Source organism: Paenibacillus sp. MER 180, from assembly GCF_023713665.1.
GTDB classification, from domain to species: Bacteria; Bacillota; Bacilli; order Paenibacillales; family Paenibacillaceae; genus Paenibacillus_B; species Paenibacillus_B suaedae.
The window spans coordinates 26226-45742 of sequence record NZ_JAMAVT010000020.1; the positions used below are offsets into that span (position 1 = coordinate 26226).

Annotated in this window: 16 protein-coding genes and 3 pseudogenes; 5 read left to right on the forward strand and 14 right to left on the reverse strand. The window is 43.2% G+C overall.

The annotated features are described in order from the left end of the window. Positions 1 to 22: 22 nt before the first annotated feature. The 8 genes and pseudogenes from M3661_RS24555 to M3661_RS24590 form a co-directional block, all read right to left on the reverse strand. On the reverse strand, positions 23 to 877 hold the full coding sequence (locus M3661_RS24555; RefSeq protein ID WP_251489425.1) for a hypothetical protein: 855 nt from the start codon (positions 875 to 877) through the stop codon (positions 23 to 25). 17 nt (positions 878 to 894) lie between these two features. Further along, positions 895 to 1500, reverse strand: a complete 606-nt coding sequence (locus tag M3661_RS24560) for a hypothetical protein (protein ID WP_251489427.1) — start codon at positions 1498 to 1500, stop codon at positions 895 to 897. A 112-nt stretch (positions 1501 to 1612) separates the two neighbouring features. Then, positions 1613 to 2230: pseudogene (locus M3661_RS24565) on the reverse strand (transposase); the annotation flags it as partial. 205 nt (positions 2231 to 2435) lie between these two features. Next, complete coding sequence (locus M3661_RS24570) at positions 2436 to 4175, reverse strand: ABC transporter ATP-binding protein (RefSeq protein ID WP_251489429.1); 1740 nt, start codon at positions 4173 to 4175, stop codon at positions 2436 to 2438. After that, positions 4175 to 5875: an ABC transporter ATP-binding protein gene (locus M3661_RS24575; RefSeq protein ID WP_397376554.1), complete on the reverse strand. Its 1701-nt coding sequence runs from the start codon at positions 5873 to 5875 to the stop codon at positions 4175 to 4177. The genes M3661_RS24570 and M3661_RS24575 overlap by 1 nt, the downstream gene beginning before the upstream one ends. Positions 5876 to 6122: 247 nt before the next feature. Continuing rightward, the gene (locus M3661_RS24580) at positions 6123 to 6725 is read right to left on the reverse strand and encodes an MptD family putative ECF transporter S component (protein WP_251489433.1); all 603 of its coding nucleotides are present in this window, start codon (positions 6723 to 6725) and stop codon (positions 6123 to 6125) included. Further along, on the reverse strand, positions 6692 to 8167 hold the full coding sequence (locus tag M3661_RS24585; RefSeq protein WP_251489435.1) for an ABC transporter ATP-binding protein: 1476 nt from the start codon (positions 8165 to 8167) through the stop codon (positions 6692 to 6694). The genes M3661_RS24580 and M3661_RS24585 overlap by 34 nt, the downstream gene beginning before the upstream one ends. A gap of 62 nt (positions 8168 to 8229) precedes the next feature. Next, a complete protein-coding gene (locus M3661_RS24590; RefSeq protein ID WP_251489437.1) occupies positions 8230 to 8988 on the reverse strand; it encodes an energy-coupling factor transporter transmembrane component T family protein in 759 nt (252 codons plus the stop codon). 315 nt (positions 8989 to 9303) lie between these two features. Here M3661_RS24590 and M3661_RS24595 point away from each other — a divergent pair, with 315 nt between their 5' ends. After that, positions 9304 to 10296, forward strand: a complete 993-nt coding sequence (locus tag M3661_RS24595; RefSeq protein ID WP_251489439.1) for a helix-turn-helix transcriptional regulator — start codon at positions 9304 to 9306, stop codon at positions 10294 to 10296. Further along, positions 10293 to 10709 (forward strand): metal-dependent transcriptional regulator, encoded by a 417-nt coding sequence (locus M3661_RS24600; protein ID WP_065292862.1) that lies wholly within the window; start codon positions 10293 to 10295, stop codon positions 10707 to 10709. Before M3661_RS24595 ends, M3661_RS24600 begins: the two co-directional genes overlap by 4 nt. 40 nt (positions 10710 to 10749) lie before the next feature. On the opposite strand, the gene M3661_RS24605 is transcribed toward M3661_RS24600, so the two are convergent. Both M3661_RS24605 and M3661_RS24610 read right to left on the reverse strand, forming a co-directional pair. Next, positions 10750 to 11493, reverse strand: a complete 744-nt coding sequence (locus M3661_RS24605; RefSeq protein ID WP_251489441.1) for a dioxygenase family protein — start codon at positions 11491 to 11493, stop codon at positions 10750 to 10752. 255 nt (positions 11494 to 11748) lie between these two features. Continuing rightward, a pseudogene (locus M3661_RS24610) lies at positions 11749 to 12968 on the reverse strand (amidohydrolase). 260 nt (positions 12969 to 13228) lie between these two features. On the opposite strand from M3661_RS24610, the gene M3661_RS24615 reads away from it, so the two are divergent. Beyond that, entirely contained in the window at positions 13229 to 13867 is a 639-nt protein-coding gene (locus tag M3661_RS24615) for a hypothetical protein (RefSeq protein ID WP_251489443.1), read from the forward strand. Between the two features lie 548 nt (positions 13868 to 14415). Continuing rightward, the gene (locus M3661_RS24620; protein ID WP_251489445.1) at positions 14416 to 15072 is read left to right on the forward strand and encodes a hypothetical protein; all 657 of its coding nucleotides are present in this window, start codon (positions 14416 to 14418) and stop codon (positions 15070 to 15072) included. Between the two features lie 196 nt (positions 15073 to 15268). On the opposite strand, the gene M3661_RS24625 is transcribed toward M3661_RS24620, so the two are convergent. The 4 genes and pseudogenes from M3661_RS24625 to M3661_RS24640 all read right to left on the reverse strand — a co-directional run. After that, positions 15269 to 15547 (reverse strand): hypothetical protein, encoded by a 279-nt coding sequence (locus tag M3661_RS24625; protein WP_251489448.1) that lies wholly within the window; start codon positions 15545 to 15547, stop codon positions 15269 to 15271. Between the two features lie 242 nt (positions 15548 to 15789). Beyond that, positions 15790 to 15954, reverse strand: a complete 165-nt coding sequence (locus tag M3661_RS24630; RefSeq protein WP_251489450.1) for a Spo0E family sporulation regulatory protein-aspartic acid phosphatase — start codon at positions 15952 to 15954, stop codon at positions 15790 to 15792. Positions 15955 to 16192: 238 nt separating this feature from the next. Next, a complete protein-coding gene (locus M3661_RS24635; protein ID WP_251489452.1) occupies positions 16193 to 17473 on the reverse strand; it encodes a helix-turn-helix domain-containing protein in 1281 nt (426 codons plus the stop codon). A gap of 369 nt (positions 17474 to 17842) precedes the next feature. Then, a pseudogene (locus tag M3661_RS24640) lies at positions 17843 to 18154 on the reverse strand (deaminase); the annotation flags it as partial. Between the two features lie 250 nt (positions 18155 to 18404). On the opposite strand from M3661_RS24640, the gene M3661_RS24645 reads away from it, so the two are divergent. Then, positions 18405 to 19238 (forward strand): LysR family transcriptional regulator, encoded by an 834-nt coding sequence (locus M3661_RS24645; protein ID WP_251489516.1) that lies wholly within the window; start codon positions 18405 to 18407, stop codon positions 19236 to 19238. Positions 19239 to 19517 lie beyond the last annotated feature (279 nt).

Consider the following 19517-nt stretch of genomic DNA (forward strand, 5'->3'; position numbering starts at 1 on the left):
TTTCTACCTAACAGTTGAAGGTTTAACGTATCATGCGCTGCGAATCAGGTACTTTTTCATTTTGAATGACGAATTGCAATATCTCATCATCATCAATGTTATACCCTGGTTTATCCTTTGGAATTTCGGCCAGAGGTGTTTGAAGCAACGGATGCTCTATATTAGGGGTAGCTAGTCCCTCTTTTTCTCTTATGAATTGAATGCAATAATAATCGTAAGGTATACAGTCAAACGATAATATTTCACTTAATTTATATGGCGTGTCGCTTAGACTATAGATGTGAAAATCACATAGTTCATACAGATGCTCTCCAAAATTACTTGTATCGTTCCAACTGCGCATTAACTTTTGGTAGACATGATCTTCCGGTAAAATATCAAACAATTCAGGCATGTCTCCCGTTTTCCATTTGTGATATAGGCAGGTCATAAAAACATGATGAGTCTTATTCTCAGCATAGAAATCTCGATCTTTCATAAACATATTCGTTGCATATTGGTAGGTTAGCTCTGCAATATCTTCATAGCCCCACAATAAGGAAAGCCCGATAAGTCCCCCTATTTCCCTGGCTGATACATCCTCTCTACTTGGATTGCTTTTAATCATTTGAAATAACCAAAAAAGTTGCTGCTCTAATAAAACCCATCCTGATGGTTCCCCATTGAGTATTCTATGTTTTGCATTCATTTCAAGGTGAACACCAATTAATAACCCTAAACGTTCCGCTAAACGATTTCGTTCATTTTTTTGAATGAAGTCTTTCATTTCATTCAGTCGAGCATCACGTATTTCTTTCACTTCTTCGTCTGAGATTACTCGTTTTTTGTACTCTTTTATCGCTCGTTCAAAATACTTCCAATATTTATTCGCGCGCATTCTTCCACCCCTTCACATTAAGAATATTGCCAATAGCTCTTTATGGGGTTCTCAATCGAATCTTCTAACATTTGTGCATATAAATAGACAGAACCGAACGCGAAGGGATAACTTTTTCTCGGCTTTATGAGTGTATCTGGATACCCATCCTCATCGACCTGGAATAGAAAATCAAAACCGTCATCATGCAACCCCTTATAGTAATACTTTTCTCCCTGGATATGCCTTGGAGTTCCTCCAAATTTGATAAGAAAACGTTCTTCAAATGACGCTTTATCACTTACAATGTTGGCTTCTGAAATATAGTGCTTTACTAAATCAGGATCGGTAAAAGTATCAAGTTTACTCTCTTCTGTTTTAGGATGTTTCATTGTGAATAATGAACAATTGGGATATCTATTTTTAGAAATACGATCTTCAAACTGTTTAGGAGCGAATATGGAGATCATCTCAGTTTCATCAAAAGGGTTAACGATAGACAAATAAAAATACCTCTCCATATCCTTATTTACCATGTCTTCTAGTTCATCAAAATAAGCCGGTGCATTCCCTCCGATCCATCCATTGCGGCAATCATTTTCACTCGTTTGAAAAAGCATACACTCTTTTCGTTCTTTAAGCATTTTGAAATCTCCCATTGTGATCTCCCTTCTCTATTTACATTTCAGGTGATACCGTCCTGTCCATCTCCTCATCATACTTCGACATTTATCGAGTTAAATCCTAACAAAAGGGGACTTGAATGAGCTTCTGACAATAGTCGATTTCGGCTTCGAGCATGTCCACCGTATTATTAGCAGGAAGCCTTTCCTTTAGTGATTCATCGACAGTGTAAATGGCTTTTCTCAATTTGCGGGAGCGCTCTTGGAGAATCTCTTGCGGCGATTTGTGGTTGTAGCGTGCTTTTGTATGCGCTGCGTCCACAATAATAGAGGTGCTTTTCAGAATGCCCTGCTCGATAGCTAATTCGACTGACTTTCCAATCAGCATGTCCAACAGATTCAGGTCTTTGAGCCTCAGCTTGCGGAACTTGGTGAGTGAACTTGGGTCGATGACTGGTTCTTCCGGCGTCATTTGAAGGAAGTATTTGAACGACATGTCGTATCGGGAACGCTCAACCAAATCCACGTCCGATAGCTCGAAAATGGCTTTCAGAAGTAAATATTTAAACATCCGAACAGGGTCAATGGCGTTCCGGCCATTGTCCAGACAGTAGTTCGTTTTCAATTCATCGTAGACGAAGGAGAAGTCCACCAACTCGTTAATTTGACGAAGCATATTATCTTTCGGCACCACAAGGTCATATAGAGCCGTGTAGGAGCTAAATGCAAACGAGATTTGAGGCTGGAACATTGGACTTCAACCCTTTCAATGTGATTTTTTCATTATACAGCAAAGAAGGCACTACTCCTCCAACAATCTTGGAGAAGAGTACCTTCTTTGGCTAAAGAACTTTTTCAGTGGCCTCCGTTACCGATAGGGCATTGTCCTTCCTTACTCGTGAATAACAACAAGCGGTATGATATAAAATGAGTGGGTAGGCGGTAGTAAGATGGCCTCATTTATGAACCTTCCAACCCGTCGTTCTGGTCTGTAAATCCCACAGCCTGTTATATAGGCCGCCGCTTCTGAGCAGTTCCTCATGTGTCCCCCGCTCTACGACTTTGCCTTTGTCCATCACGATGATCTTATCTGCCTTTACAACGGTTTTCAGCCGATGAGCGATCATAATGACCGTGCGCCCCCGAATCAAGCGGCTGATTGCTTTTTGCATTTCCACCTCGTTCTCCGGGTCAAGGGAGGAAGTGGCCTCGTCGAGCAAAATCACCGGCGCGTTCTTAAGTATAGCCCGGGCAATGGAAATACGTTGACGCTCTCCGCCAGAGAGCGTAGATCCGCCTTCGCCGACCATTGTGTCATACCCATGCGGCAGTTTCATGATGAAATCATGACAACAGGCTTCTTTGGCCGCTGCCTCAACCTCCTCTTGAGTCGCATCTTCTCGCCCGTAACGGATGTTATTGCGGATTGTGTCCTGGAACAGGTATACATCCTGGAATACCATAGAGATTTTCTTCATTAATATCTCCGGATCAAGCTCGCATTCATTCACGCCGCCGAACAGCACTTTTCCTGCCTGCGGATCATAGAACCGCGCAATCAGGCGCAGCAGTGTACTTTTCCCGCTTCCCGAAGGGCCTACGATAGCAGTCAGCTCGCCTTCCTCCATCCGGACAGTAACGTCGTCCAATACGATATTGCTCTTGTAAGCGAACGTTACATTTTCAAACCGGATATCATGGATTTGCGGAGGTTCTTTGTCACCCTTCATGACTGGCTCCTCCAGCAGACTGACGATGCGTTCACCCGCCAAGACGTCATATTTAAACGAAGGCAGACGCATGATCGCAACCGATAGCGGATCGAAAATTCGGGTGCCCATGAGCAAAAACATGGCAAACAGCGGTACCCTGATTCCACCGTCCAAAATAAGATACACGCCTAGAATCGTCATGAGAGATAATCCCATTTGAATAAAGGCAATAGCAACTAAAAAGAAAGGTCCAAGTCCACCTTCCAGTTTGATGCTTTCTTTCATATATCTATAAAAACTATGATCTAATCTTTTAAAATTTTCTCCGCGCAGATTGTAGGCCTTGATCATTTTCATGCCAAACAGATATTCCTGCAAATGGTTCGCTTGAACGATCTTGGCCTCAGCATGACTAGTGCCGATCTTGCGTTCCAAGCTGGAGACTCCCCACAGGATCAGTATCGTTACGGGAAATCCGGCAAACATCGCCGCCGCCATGCGCCAGTCCAAGAAAATCAGCCCGATAAAAGCGAATACCGGTATAATGGCACCGCTTATCAGCTGTGCCAAATTGTTGGTCCCCGCATTTTCCAGCTGGGTAAAATCATTCATCATCGTATGTCCCAATTCGCCGGGACTTTTGCTCATCAGAAAGCCAAGGGGAAGTTTTCGTATATGCTCGGCCAAATTGGCCCGCCCTTCGGCAGAAGTTTCATATGCGCCACGATAGATGGAGCGGTATGCCATTCGCTCGCATGCCAACACGAGAACAAGGAACACAACCATGCCACCCCATGCATACCACAACTTCTCCATATTCAGGAGTCCCTGTTCCCCGCTGTAGTAAGCGTAAATAGTGCTTATGGCCAAGGCCAGGCAACCGAACGGGAACATGTTCGCCAAATTGGCCAACATCGTCCAGAGGATGGGCTTCAACATTTTCCGGGGGTTGCCCGCCGTAATACAGTACAGTTGTTTCATCATCAGTCGGACGCCACCCTTTCCTGCAATAGATCGATATTCCATTCCGTGGCAAGCGTATAAGCATCCCACATGCTTTTGTATAAACCGCCACGGGACAGAAGTTCATTATGTGAGCCTTTATCGTCGACCAGCCCTTCGTTTAATACTATGATCTGGTCTGCCTCACAGATGGTGGTCAAACGATGCGCTATAATCAGTACCGTCTTCCCCTTGATCAGTTCCTGCAGCGCAAGCTGCATATGATATTCGTTCTCCAGATCAGCGTAGGCAGTCGCTTCATCCAGCACAAGGATAGGCGCGTTTTTAAGAATGGCCCTTGCGACAGAAACCCTCTGTTCCTCTCCTCCCGAAAGATACACGCCGCCTTCACCGATCTTTGTATCATAGCCCTCGGGCAAGTTTTGGATAAACTGATGGCACTGTGCCGCCTTAGCAGCCGCATACACTTCCTCCGTTGTCGCCGTCTGCCTGCCCGCTGCAATATTATTGTAGATGGTATCTGAAAACAGGAACGTATCCTGGAATACGAAAGATAACGTATCCATGAGGTCGTTTGTTCTCATCTTCCGGATATCGATTCCGCCAATCGTGATACTTCCTTTTTGAACGTCCCAAAACCTAGGTATCAAATGCGCGATAGTAGATTTTCCGGATCCAGACGGTCCCACCAAGGCGGTGATTTCCCCTTGAGCTGCAATGAAGCTAATCCCTTGCAGCACCTCCGCACCATTGTCGCTATACGAAAAGGATACATTATGGAACTGAACATCATAGGAGGACGGCGTTAGACAAGTTTCCGGCTCTTGTATGGATGTTTCTGTGAATATCTCATCAATACGTCTGACGCTCTCGACAATGACATTGAGGGTAGATGCAAAACTGTTCAGCTTGAAAACAGGAGTAGAAATACCCGGTGCCAACACGAGGAAAAGCATCAGCGTTGCCGCAAATGCCACGTTGTCAGGATCTCCGCTGATGAATAGCAGGCCTACAGGCAAAATAAAAGTGACCAGCGATATCAGAACAACCTTAAAGGAGACATAGCCGTTTTGAAAATTATCGGTATACTTGACACTGAAATCACGATAGTGAATCATGTCTTGATAGAACTTGCGAAAAGAGCGTACCGTTTGTCCAAAGATTTTAATAGAAGGCATGCCTCGGACATACTGTATGGATGAAGTATTGATATTTTCCAAAGCGTCAAAATACTCCTTCATCCCTTCCTTTGCTTTTTTCCCTGCCATCATGGAAAATTGAAGGCCAAATCCGATCAAAATGGGGATGAAACAGGCCAAAGCGAGCCAAACATTGAATGAAAACATAATGATAGCCATGGCAATAATCATGACTAGCGTATTGATCAAATCAGGCAATTGATGAGCAATAAAAAGCTCGATCTTCTCTACATCGTGCTCTACGATTTTTTTGATTTTACCCGTGGAATTTTTAGTAAAGTAGCCGAGCGGTAGAGACCCGACGTGATTCGACAACTTCTTCCTAATCCCATATAGGATACGATACGCTGCAATATGCGAGCACATCCCCCCGACATACAGAAAGAAATACCCAAGCACCATCCCGGCAGCGCCCCATATCGCCCATCGGATGACATACGACCCATTCACAGCCGAAAGATCCGATGCGTGCTTTAACAATTCGGCCATCACCGCATAGATAGAGAAATACGGAACCAACATTAAAAATACGCTTAGCGTAGACAGGATTCCCGACCACACAAGAAGCGACTTTTTTTCACCTGCCAGCTCCAAAAGTCTGGGAATGCCTGCTTTCTTGTTCTGTTTCAATGTTTCTCCCCCCCATTCTTTTATTTTTAGCCGGTATCTGTTCATCGACTTTGAGCGGGGCCATAAATATATTCAACATACCGCAACGCGAACAAGCCTAGGGTGATTCATGGACTTTTCGCGTTGCGGCAAATCCAATCTATACAATGCCTGCTTTGGTAAAGTGCTTTCGAAGCATCTTCCTGCCCCAAAGACTACCCGCGTACGCCGCAATGGCAGTTACAACTAGTGCCGCGATAAATACCGGTAAATTCACCATACTTAGCAGCTTGTCGTAAAAAGCCGGATCCATTCCTCGAGAGGTCTTAAAATCAATATAGGCTTCCTTCATAAATACCATGGGAGTGTATGCGCCTACAGCATAACCCACCATCAATATCGTATAAGAAATAGCGCCAGCGATAAATTTCGTGCGACCCATAAGCTCGAATACCGCCTCGGCCAAAATTCCGCCAACTATTGTGCAAATCGTCAAGATAGGCATATCTCCAACCAACATCATAAATGACCCAAGCAATATGCCGGTTATGATGAATACGCCGCGAATCGGAGCTTTGGCAACCATCAGCATGACGACAATTCCTCCAGGAATCGCGATAATGGCTGGCAAAAGGAGCCCCGTGACAGGAATTAATCCAAACGCAATCCCAAGAATAGTTACCAAAACCATCAAAATGGCATTTAAGATGCCGATAAGGATCAAACTTCTTACTTTAGACACGCTTTTCGATTTTGCATACATGTCGAACTCTCTCCTTCTTCGCTATCGATTTGGATGACGGATCGAATCTCCGCCAACGTTTCCTTGTTAACTCTAATTTCTCGAATTCCCTTGCTCCCTTCCAGGTGGAGGACACGATCAACGGTGTTCAATATAAACTCATAATCATGGGAGATGACAAAAAGGCATCGGCCTTCTGCGGCGAGTTGGCGGAGCATTTGGCTTACCTTGTGCATGTTGGCTCCGTCTAACCCGCTCGTAGGCTCGTCGAAGAACAACAACTCGGCTTCCTTTAAGCAAGCAATTGCAATCGCAAGCCTTTGCTTCTGCCCCCCAGACAAGGTCGTCGGATGATGCGTCCGGTAGTCCTCGATTCCGAAATACCGAAGCAATTGGCCAGCTTTTTCTTTCACAGACTCCTCTTGTTCCAGTCCTAGTAAAATCTCCTCTTCTACACTGGAGGTGAAAAATTGGTAATCCACTTCCTGCATCACGATGAAGCTGTCGCGCAACCGCTCTCTTGGCGAACGAATGCGCCCGTCTATGCGAACGGTACCCGATTTCTGCCGTTTCATACCCATCAACGTCCGAAAGAGCGTGCTTTTACCGACGCCATTACCGCCGATGATCCCGACCACTTCCCCCGCATACGCTTCAAGCGAGATGTTGTTCAAGATCGGATCTTGTTTTCTATAGTAGAAGGTCACGTTCTCTGCCTGAATAAAAGGCTCGTTCTTCTTTGCCGATTGTTGCGACCTGGCGGCTGGAAGGAGATGCTCAGGACGGACGCTTCTCAAGCCCTGTGCCTTAAACCATACCTCAGGCAACCTAAAAAATTCCGTGCCGCTCCACTCCCCAAGCTTCTTGCCGTCCTCGATCATAATGACGCGATCGGCTAGTTCCCTCAAATAATAGAGCGTGTGCTCCGAAACCACGATGGTGTGCCCGGATTTCTTAAGCCGCTCAAGCGCTTGCCTCAACTGTTTGGTGCCCTGACCGTCTAAATTGGCCGAAGGTTCATCCAACACATAGATTTCGGGAGTGGAAGCGTATACGGAAGCGATTGCAACTTTCTGCTTCTGTCCGCTGGACAGATCGAAAATACGCCGCTTAACAAGTGGAGCAAGCTCCAGTTCAGAAACGGTACGCTCAATGTTCGCTCGCAGTATATGTGCTGGGATTCCCAGATTTTCTCCGGGAAACGCGATTTCCGAAAGAACCTCAAGCGTGAAAAATTGGGAGCGCGGATCTTGAAAGACAGAGCCTACTTTGGAAGCTATCCGTTTGATTTCTTCCTTCGGAACGTCTAACCCGCTTGCTCTGACATCACCCCCTAGCTCCCCTGCGTAGAAGTTCGGAACAAGTCCGTTAATACACCTGGTCATTGTTGTCTTTCCGCAACCGCTTCGGCCCGTCACAACGACGAATTCACCGGGCTTTACCGACAAGTGGAAATGACTCAAGCTTTCTCGTTCTTCCTCTTCATATCGGAACGATACATCATGCAACAATATGGAGATACTATTCATTCCTTCCCTATGATATTTGAAAGTCGACCGGTAAAATCGTAATCCTGCAGCCAAAGCAGAAGGATCGCCGTAAGCACGCATAACAAGGCATAACCGGCATCCATAATGCGAAACCGCACATCGGTCGCCGAAGTCCGCTTTCCGTTGGCATCGACGCCTTTGCTGAGGGCAGCGGCAGACAACTCCTCCGATACTTTGCTGCTTCGAATAAGCAGCGGAACAAGCAGATGCTCCATCGCCTCCATAGGATGCCGAAGCATGCCGAATATCGTCGCGTGAAGTCCTCGCATGACCATGTTTTCACGAATGTAAACAAGCTCCCGCCTGACGGTTGGCACATAACGGTAGGCCATTGCCAGAGGAATAATAATCAAATTCGGGATGCGCATCCGTTCAAGCGCTACGATCATCTCGTTGACTCGCATTCGAGACAAAACGATAACACCTACCATAATTAAGGGAAGAAAACGGTGTGCAATGGCGAGCAATAAAGAAATCGCCGTTACGACTCCATTCGTGGGAAGCTGCATCAACGCATGCTCCAACAGGTACCCTAATATGCTAACAATCGCAAAGACCGCCGCATACTTTCTTAATTCGAGAACCGCCATTACTATGGCAAGAAGAATAGATAGGCCAAGGAGCAACTCCCGGTTATGTAAGAAGAAGCTCAACAAGCAGACGGTTAAAGACATAAAAATGAATACTCGAGGATCTGGTCTGGTTGCACGGAAGCTGATCTTCTGGTTTTCCACCCTTCTCACTCCTTTCGCTTGGCGCGATGGATTTGGATTATCGTAAAGATGATATCCCCAGCTCACACGAAGTATTCTTATATATACTCAACTTTATTTCCTTAGGGAAACTTTATGCGTGCGTTTATGTCATGTATCCTCTGCTCTGCGTCTCTTGTTTTTATGACCTGGTTTGTTATACTAGCCATTAAGTTAGAACTCTCAAACTTTACCACCCTGCCAGATGGAGAGACAATGGGTTTAGGCCACATTTGTCTTTCATCGGCATTCGATTTGTCTCTTATCGTCACTTTACATAGAAAGGAGCTTGCTGTTATGCAGCGGTTTACGATCGAAAGTGAATATACACCTTATCTGGAAGCGATCGGATTTTCCGTCGATCCACATTTTCATGCCGAATCCGCAGTTCGCTTTATTCTTGATCCAGCGTTGGGTGAAGGGAGCGTATGGGTTTACGCCAAGACAGGCCATTTTTTTATACAGTCTATGGACTTTTACTTCTATGAGGATGTTTCGTTCGAATACCCGCAGTTCGACTTTATCAGCTTCGGATATTATGAATCCCTGCTCTATGCAGACGAACATGAGGTCTCTACCTCCCCCTACCTATTGGGGTATAGAAGCTATACTCAGGCTTTCAAATGCGTGATTCCGAAACAGCAGGCGGTAAGAAACCATTGTATTGTGCTCGCGCCCGCTTATTATGAGCATCACTTACGAAAAGCCTATCCGGACGAATACGAGGAATTGCTGACCGCGCTTGAGCAGCATTGCGGATTAATTCATCTCCCCGAGCTTGCTTTGCTTCTTAAGCAATTGACACATTTCTCAGGGAATGGCGCAGCAGCCAGGCTGTATTATGAAAGCAAGGTAGCCGAAACGTTAGCGCTGATCATCGACCATAACCACAAGCGAGGGATGCAAAAAGCGCCTCTTACCGATTTGGATCGCGACGGACTTGCGGCTGTCCTCACCTTTATTGAGAACCAATGTGGCAACTACCGCATTACTCTTGATCAGTTGGCACAGCTAGCTTGCATGTCCCTAACCAAGCTGAAATACACCTTCAAAAAATCGTACAACTGTACGATTTCCGAATACATTAGCCGGATAAGGATGCAAAAAGCGAAGCATGCGCTTGAACATACGCAAATCAGCATTGGGGAACTTGCCCGTAATCTGGGCTACAAAAAGACACGCAGCTTTTCCGATTACTTCTATGCACATACCGGCCTGCTTCCGAGCGAATATAGAAAACTAGCGCAAGGCAGTATATCCTTGCACCCACAGGAGGTTGAATTCGTATGAAACTGAGCCCCACCATGGAAGATTACTTGGAAACGGTTTTCCTTTTGTCCCAAGAAGGGGCCGGTGCTCGCCTCTCCGATATTGCCGATAAGGTCGGGGTAACGAAGGCCAGCGCGAATCGGGCGGTAGCCACCCTGTCCAGTTTAAGACTCGTTCAGAAAGAGCACTACAAGGAAATCCATCTCACCCCTGAAGGCCTTGCCTATGCAAATCGGATTGTTCATAAGCATGAGGTAATCAAACAATTTTTCATGAACGTCCTCCTAGTCGATGCGGATATTGCCGAGCAAGATGCCTGCATGATCGAGCATGTCATCAGTTCAGACTCGGTTCGAGCCATGCAGCAGTTTGTGACCAATACTCCCGCCAGCAATGCACCTCGCTCTATCCGTACAAATCCGAATGCGGACTAAGGAACGGATCCAGTCGCCGCCAATCATATAAAAAACCCTATCATCTTTGATAGGGTTTTGATGATGGAATCAACGTGTTACCGTAATCAACTCCAATCGTTAACGTGCCCGTATAAATTCTCTCTCCCCATTTCGTAAACTTAGGCCACCCTCCTTGAACCCCATGAGATAGCGTAAGAACGAAATCATTTTCGTTGATGTAGGGACTGAGTTGCCTTGAATTATATGGTGGCAAGGATTCAATTTCATAGGTAAGCTCTTGAGGGAAAAATAATTGCGTTGTTAATATTTCTTTTAAACCATCAATTATTTTGATGTGAATATGAGGCGTTCTAAGATGATACCATGCTGGAATTATGGTCAGAAACTCAACCATGCCATTCACGTCCGTAAACTGGCGACCACGTAGAAATGTTTTATGGTCTGTCGGTGTGGCAGATTGTCCTGGAGCGAAGCTACTATTTTCGTACCCTGAAAATCCTGAATAAACACCACAGGCGTTACTATTCCAAATATCAACGGCCAACCCACAGATGGGTCTGCATCCCTTAACATCAACCACTCTTAATCGAAGTAAGAGGTCAACTCCGTACTGGTCTTCTCGAACATCTTTTCGAATCATGGAGTTCTTCAAATAGAAGGGGCCTTCACTCGTGGAACTCGTAAGTAGACATCTATCTGTATCTTCGAAACTATAGCTTACAATACAAAATTCGTTATACTGCTGTTTCAGGATATTTTTCTTGACCCATTGATTACACGGATTGTTCATATCTCGAAACATACATGCGGTTCTCCTTTAGGTTTCTGATTATACCCTGAGCATATGCCTATATTTCGTAATAAGTGCAATTTGTTTAGGAAACCGCTGTCAGGCGATACATGAATGGGAAACATCCCGATGTCTGAGGGAACGACAATTGACTCAGGCAGAAGTGATAAAGGATTGGGAAAAGTTCTATAGAAGAAAATAAGCTCAAGCGTCGGTCTGGGAAGCCCGGCGCCTGAAACTTTTATAAGGGAATAGCGGCAATTCACATTAAACTGAACCTGATACGATATTGCCTCTGAACATCGTAGCGACACGTTTCGAACTTCTTGCGATGGCTTCAGCCGAACATGAAGCTTCGACTAGCACCATATTTGCATCGTCTCCGACTTTGGGCCACACTCTTTCGCCATTATCATTTAATGGTGTCTTGCCGTCTGTAATAAATTGCAGCGTCCGGGCTAATGCCCGCTCATCGGACCATCCGTACATTTCCGCCAAACGACCGGCGCGTTTCAAAATATCCCCATCTCCAAAAGGCGACCACACGTCAAAAATATTATCGCATCCGACAGCAACATTGACACCTTTCCGATGTAATAGACCGACTGGCGGAAACTTGTGGTTTATCGGTACGCTGGTAATGATGGAGATCCCTGCATCCGCCAGAAGCTCTCCCATGACTTCCGCTTGAGCTTAAGAGATGTCCCCCAGCCAAAGGCATGGCTAACGGAAACCTTGCCTTGCAATCCAGATTCTATCGTTAGCTGGGCCAATCGTTTTATCGTAAACACACCAAGATGATCGGCGTCATGCAAGTGCAGGTCAATGCCCGCGTTTCCTTCTACGGCTAGCTCCACCATTTCCTGCAAGGAAGCTTCGAGATCCCCATCCACCGTGGCTGGATCGACCCCGCCCACGAAGCTTGCTCCTTGGCGATGGGCTTCCCTAACCAACTGTTTCGACTTGGAACGCAATAAACCGTGCTGTGGAAAAGCAACGATTTCGTAGGTCAGCTTGCCTTCAAATGTTTGCAGTGCTCGCTTAACTTGTACTAAATTCTCCAATCCAACCTCAGGATAAACATCGACATGCGTGCGTACATGCGTTACACCAGACTTCACATACATATCAAGCAGCTGTTCCGCACGTTCTTGCGTCGTTGTTTCCAAAGAAGAAAGTACTTGCTTCTCGATTTCAAACCGTTCAAAAATATTGCTAGCAGGTGTTACCGCACGCCATCGATCACCAAGCAATGTTTTATCCAAGTGACAATGTTTTTCGGTAAATGAAGGCAGCACCAGACGCCGTTTCGCATCTTTCTTAGGGAGTTCATTCGGTACGAGCTCAACCGCCGAGGCGATCTTCACCACTTTTCCGTCCTCGATTAAGAGATGATAGCATTCCGTTTTAGTACCCGTAATCTCACCGTTATCTTCCTGAAAACCCGTTTCCAATAGGACATTGGTTAACCAATAAGCAGTATTCAAAGAAGCCATCCTTTCTACGTTCTATGATAAAAGTTCTCCGGCCGCCAGATTCCCCTGAAAGATAACCGCGACCCTTCTTGCTCTTCGTGCAACCGCTTCAGCTGAACAACTTGCATCAACTTCTCGGCCCTTTCTAAGCGAATATTTAAAACAATGGTTTTCTCTCCAGAAGGGGAGCCAGAAATGGTAGGGAGATGGACTACGGAGGAAGAGGCACAAGCTATGCATGACCAAACAGTCTAACGGCTGACTGAGGGCTCATGACAGAAGAGTACGAGGATTTTTTCATTAAGGAAGTTGCAGATACGGATGCGGCATTAGCTATGATGGCTGAAAGTTTCAAAGAGAAGTGGAAAACTGGATTTAACTACTCAGTAGCTACCCCAGTACATTTCTTAGGTGAATCGTTGGGCGAACTTGAGAAAAGCCCTATGCTGCAAAAGAACATCTATTATTGCTTGCTTCTTTATCAGTACTCGGCATACCTAGATAAAGGTGAATATCTAAATGACATCGCTAAAAAGGAAGTAACCAAATGGGAGTGCGTTGGGGGATTGTGCATCTACTTGCAAGCCCTCCTACATTCGTTGCTAATCCATGACAAGCTGTGTAGTGAGAATGAGATAAGGTACTGCCAAGGTCTGTATAGGCATGAATGTAGAGCGGACAATCTGCTTGGTCAGTTTTTTGGAAAAAATCAGTACGACTTACATGCTTGGTTAGAGCTTAATGGTGCTATCTTAGATATAGCGATTAAACAAGAGGAACAGTTCTTCGAGTCTAAGGAAAAGCCGTTTATCACTGGTAAGGTTCCAGAAGGGTTGGAACTGATCGGATACCGAGAAGTCACAAAACTGCTAAAGACTATGCTAGGGTGGCGGCTAAATCGAGCGGCATGAAGTATAATGACTGGATAGCCATGCATTCAAGAGAAGCGACAAAAGCATATTTGCTGTTATAAGTTTCAATAAGGATGTCCGTATAGGGCATCTTTTTATTTGAAATAAATAAGAATTCATGTCAATTTTCGACATCAAATGAACTTTGTGTATGTTACATTAAAGACAGTCACACTTACAAGTGATTATCTATGTCAAATTAAGGAGGTGGAATGTTGTGAAGTTAATTTTTCCTGCCTTATTCGCTGTGACATTTGTTGTATTTTTTGGAATAGACCTACTTGGTCTAAAAGGGATTTATAGGTATTCCACAGCATGTATCTTTTTGTTTTTCCCGATGTTTCTAATTTTCAAATCTGAAAAATTAAACAAAAAAATCCCATTGATGTGGGGCATTCTGTTAATTACACTGTTATTTGTTGCTTCGATTCTGATTCCAGCTCTGATGGTATAATATCTTAATTTATACTATTATTTACTATACTTGGGAAATATGATATATTTTATTCAGGCGGAAATTCGTCAATAAATAATAAGGAGTTGCATAGATGAAAAAATACATTTCAGCAATCTTGTCATTAAGTTTGTTCTTCTCATTGTTTGCATCCGTTGTAACGGCTAATCCTGTCACTAATCAAACCGAAGTGCTTCAAGAAAGTCTACAAACGAAGAAATTAAACGTCAACGGTGTAAATGTCGAAATTGTGGGCGTGAATGGTTCTCCTGTTTTTGATTCCTCTTCTGAACTTTATCAGGAGACAATCATGGATGTGAAAAACTTGATCTCTGGAACAAATAATGAAAATCCAAGTGTGCTTTGGGACCCAGATCAGACTTCAAGTGAGAGATTCACACCAGAAGTTTATAACACCTTTACTACTGATACTTACAGTACAGTTAAACGCGCACTAGAGGCTTCGCTTGCAGCGTCGGCAGCATTAATTTCGGCAATCGTATCAAAAGACGCTACTACATCTGCAATTGTAGGATCTTTTACAGCCGTTGCTGCAAACTGGATTGTTGATGCTTTAAAACCGTCTCACACTGCAACGTTCTTCATTAAGGCATGGAGTCCTTACTATAACAGAAGTATTTATAAAATGGTTACAAATATTTATGAGGACAACGAAAGAAAGAAATTGAAAGAAATTAAAATTTCAACACCTCTTGATTTAGTAAATAAAAATCAGTTTAGAGCTATTTAGAAATAACCTCTTCACATCCTCATAAACTTTTAACTCATCTATGATTGCCCAATAAAAGAAGAGCAGATTGCTCACGCACAGTGGGTCAGTCTGTTTTTCTTTTATTATTCATTAAGTCAAGATAGTCAAAGCCAAAGACATTAGTACAAAACACGGATTTGATAAAACAGTCTATATGTAATACTATACATAATGATTATGTATCAAAGCTTTTACTCTTAACACAGTCATTATTAACTACAAGTTTAATGTTTGGCTTCTTGTTTAGTTCGGCTTTAATTTGCTTCCACCAATGGTAATGAAGTGCTAATCGTTCAAGCAGAAGATCTACGCCTTTTTCAAAATTAGCCCGATCGTTTATAGGAATACTCGATACTGATTTAACAACTTCTTCGTTCATACGAATACTAGGAATCTTCTTTAACAGCCTCATAAAACGCTCCTCCGCTGTCATTTCCCAGACCTCTTTAGTCATCGTTTCAGCCTCCTTCATATAACTCTATTATTTCCAAGTTAATGAGTAATAAACTTGTTGTCCGGTGAGTAATAAAATGGCTGTTTTCTATTTATACAAAAACAATTCCGACCTCGGCCAGTCGGAATTGTCCCTTAATACACGTATATTCTATGTACCAACGCAGATGTATTGTTCGTAATTAAAGCAATTTTGGAGCTGCTCTAGGAAGACGTTCGTTCGGATATTGTTAGTTACAAGTGCTAATTTCTTGATCGTTTCTTCTTCTGCATTTCTAGTATTAATTCATCCAGTTGTCGGCTAATTTCAACTACTTCTTCGTCTATAAAGCCACCTTTAATCTGAAAAATTTCTTTAAGTTTCTTCCTTAGTTCAATAATTCTATTCTCTAAAGAGTCTATAATCACTCACCTCGCGTACATTATCTCTTCTGAGTATAATGCACGTTCCAGTAAGATATGTTAGAAAATGACACTTCAACACATTGTCGAAAAATGAAAAAGAGTAACACCATATTGGGTGCTACTCTTTTCACTGCCTAAAACGGATGAACACTTCCAGAGCCACCAGTAAACTGGACTACTGCTTCGGAGATAAAAACTGCAATAAGAAGGGTGCTAAAAACCAATTGACTAAATTTGCTTTTCATGACAATCCCTCCAATTTAGAGCTTCGATGATAGTAATCCCTTAATTTATCAAGTGTAGACTGAGGTGAAACGTTATTCATAAAATGGATATGCATTGCGGTATTCAAAGCTTCTTTTTCCTTTGACGCATTATCTATTTTGGAGTACCATAAGGCACATTCTACCATGTGTTCAATACTTTTGTCTATGTCGCCCACAGTCTTATAATACTCTGCCTTGATCCAAAGATAATCAGCATATGTAGCACAAACTAATGCATTTCTTTTATCCACGAGAGATGCAGTTGCCCTTTCATTTTCCAGAATAGCTTTTGCTCCTTCAATATTATTTTGCTGTAAGTACAATTGAAGTAATTGTTTAGATGCAGGAATAATTGAGTCATTGCTACACGTCTGTAAAAAAGCTAACAGTAGCTCCTCTGCTTTTGACGTTTCTCCTCTTCTAACCATGTAAAACGCATCCATAAGAACGACATTATCTTTTGTATGCGGATAAGAAAAGTCTTTATATTGCAGTAGGTACAATTCTGATTCAGTGTACGCCCCAATGCTGAAATACGCATCGATAAGGACGCCAAGTGCATCTGCTTTGAAATGACTATCTCCGTTTTTCAATACTTTTTTACAATAATCAATGCATTCATTGTGATAATTTAGAGTATACGCATGAATAGCTAACTTGTAATATAGACTTACTCGCTCTTCGGACGATAAGAAATCAACATATTGGAGAACGTATTTCCCATTTTGATAGGTTTCTTTTAACTTGGAAAAGTCGTATCGTTCAATTAGATATCGTTGATACAATCCTTTTGCAATATAGGGCATGATTCCATGTGATCGTGAATAGTCAATGATGAGGTTATATAAGGACAATTTGATGGAGGTGTCTTCTATGGAGTTGATTTGTTGATACAGCTTTTCGGTTAAGTCAATGCTGTCTTCATTCGGAGATTCAAGGTATTTTGTTGCAACTTTCTTAATTAGTTCAGCATTACTTCCTTCTGAAATCGCTGATTGCAACATACTCAGTAATGTCTCAGCCTTTTTCTCAATCTCAGCATAATAATCAACCAATGTTTCAAAAGGAATATTCAATGCAGTAGCTAACAAATGTACGCTCGAAAATTCTGGACGCTTTACTTCTCCGTTTTCGATTCTTGATATTGTCCCTCTAGGTACGCCCGATAATTCTGACAATTGAGTGATCGTCATATCTAACGAGCGCCTTTTATCTTGGATTAGTTCACCGATTGTTGAAATTATTTTTGCGTCCAATACCATCCCTCCTTTTAACATTTTACCACCTATATTTTACCATGTTGTGAAGGGCATGTAAATTGAGAATGATATTTTGAGGTAAAAATAACATAAAAAAGGAAGAACTCACCCCTTGGATCGATTGCCAAATATCTCCTTTAACTCCTTGACAATCACTCCTGTGCCATAAGTGTCTTTTCGCTTGAAACCGTAGCTTTTAATTGCAGCGTATAACCTTGACAGTTCATCATCTGGGATAGTTATGATAACTGGTTGCTGTGGAAGGCTGCCATGAGTTGCTGCGTACTCAGCGGCTTCATAGGCATTTATAGGATTTGTTGATACTGTTTCAATATCGTACACGCAGGATACCTTGGCAACAGGCAACAAGCGCGGAAGTAATTCCTGTTCTTCCTCCAGCCTTGTCAGAAGTCCTTTGCGTGGAATCGTTGGCGCCTTCCATGGGCACTGTAGTATATCTTATCAAGATGTATATGCATATCGCGGAATGATGGGAGCATCAGATATCCATTTGCATCCCGTTTCTAAAGGTTGATCTGCGGGGACGATTTCGCTGATTTTCCCATCTACAATCTGTACATGAAAAAGCCCTGTTTCTGTCCCAGTTACGATGCCATTCTCATATTGATAACCAGTTTCCAACCGCACATTCGTTAACCAGTAAGCATTGTCCGCCACTTCCGTCTCCTCCTTCGTTGCAACTGTTTTCCCAAACCAGCCAGTAAGACAGCATTACAATCAGCAAGAGACGAGACGTCGCTCGGTCTCCTTTATCGTGCTTTACAACTATGCTAACATGAAGGCGATCAAACGAAAAATATATAATAAATAAGTTATCTATATGTTTTTCATTTAAGAGAAAGGAGTCTATGCAACGATGGATATCAGACAGCTTCGCTATTTTATTGCGATTGTGGAGGAATAAAGCATATCAGCCGCAGCGAGAAGACTTCATATTTCTCAACCGCCTCTAAGCCAACAATTGAGAGCAATGGAAGAGGAACTCGGTGCAATATTGTTGGAGAGAAACGGTAAACACATGGAAGTAACGGATGCAGGCAAGACCTTATATTCCTATGCCTTGCAAATGGATCAATTAATGCAAGAGGCAAAAATGGAAGTGAATGAGGTCGGAAATGGGGTAAACGGCAAATTGACGATGGGTGTAAATACGTTTTCGGTTCCTGATTTGCCTGAAATCCTACATCAATTTCAAAAGCACTATCCAAAGGTAACGTACAAAATCCAGCAAAATGAGTCCGCTCATCTGTGTCAGCTAGTCCGGGATCGGGCTGTCGAATTAGCATTCATACGATTACCGCTTGAATTGGACGATTTCTCAGTTCTTCACCTGTATACCGAACCGTTTTATTTGATTACATCCCAGAAACAGAAACGGTTTGAACATGAAGTAACGCTTGCGGACATGGCTAACGAGCGACTCTTATTGCCAAGCACGCAGGGATTAGGTGTACACTATTTAATCTTGGAGGCATACTCAAGGCTTGATATGCATCCCCCTGTTGTCGGCGAATGTTCCGATATAGCCCTGTTGATGGAGTTGGTTTCCACTGACTTTTGTTCGTCGATCGTTCCGGAAACATTGCTTCATCGGCATAAAGGGTTTTCGATTCATGCGTACAAAATTTCTTCTACCGTTGGGATGTCTTCTCCGCTGGGGCTAATATGGCTCAAAAATCACCGCTTATCCAACACGGCCTGGAATTTTATCGATTTGTTCAAAAAAGAAGGAAGGGTCTGAACACAGATATATCTTATTATTAATCTTTCCATACCTACAGTGAACAGCACTCCACATGTGTGGAAAGCCCATTATTGGCAATTAGAGACTAAGAGCCTATATCCCCTGAATTAAAAGATTCCTAAAATATAAAGAATTATTATAGCTCCATTTTCTTGAATTTTTATCCGATCAATGAGCCTTTGAAAAATACTACAAAGAATTTCCTTATTTGTAATATCAAGTTCAGTAAAGCGTTGAAGCTCCGATTGAAATTGCTTCATGAATGCTTCATTTCGT